Raw genomic sequence first — 527 nt, forward strand, 5'->3', positions numbered from 1 at the left:
AATAAAGCCAAATCGCTTCTTACAGTTTGTTCTGTGACACCAAACTTTTCAGAAAGTTCTTTTGTTGTAATACGCTTCTTTTTATTTATAAAATTTACTATATCCTTCAATCGATCTAAATTTTCCATATCTCCAACCTCTACAATTTCATTTTATTTCGTTTTATTTTCGTTTAATTTTCTTTTAACTTTCGTTTAACTCATAATAATACTATTCAAACAAAAAGTCAACGCTTTCATTAAGGATTTTGTTACTTTTTTAATTCGCCGATTGTAAAATTAAGCTAGACAACTAAAAAAAGTCATTTGTGCTACACTCAAAATAGTTCCGACGAAAGAATTATAAGGAGTGAGTACAAATGACCTATAACCATCTTACACCAACTGAACTCGTAATGATAGAAGCTTATTTCAATCAATCACCATCTGTTTCAAAAGTAGCCAATCTGTTACAACGTTCTCGACAAACTATTTATAAGGTCTATCGTTTTCTTAAATCTGGTGGAAGCGCAATGAGCTACTATAAAC

At 30.2% G+C, this 527-nt stretch carries 2 protein-coding genes; one reads left to right on the forward strand and one right to left on the reverse strand.

Annotated elements, in window-relative coordinates; all coding sequences use genetic code 11:
• A partial coding sequence (locus KQI94_RS16270) for a DeoR family transcriptional regulator (protein WP_216454671.1) occupies nucleotides 1-128 on the reverse strand: 128 nt, incomplete at its 3' end.
• A 230-nt stretch (nucleotides 129-358) separates the two neighbouring features.
• Here KQI94_RS16270 and KQI94_RS16275 point away from each other — a divergent pair.
• Nucleotides 359-527 (forward strand): helix-turn-helix domain-containing protein (locus tag KQI94_RS16275; protein WP_216454673.1); only part of this gene is annotated, 169 nt, incomplete at its 3' end.

Origin of the sequence: Enterococcus sp. S183_ASV_20, from assembly GCF_018919685.1 — a bacterium.
GTDB lineage: Bacteria > Bacillota > Bacilli > Lactobacillales > Enterococcaceae > Enterococcus > Enterococcus faecalis.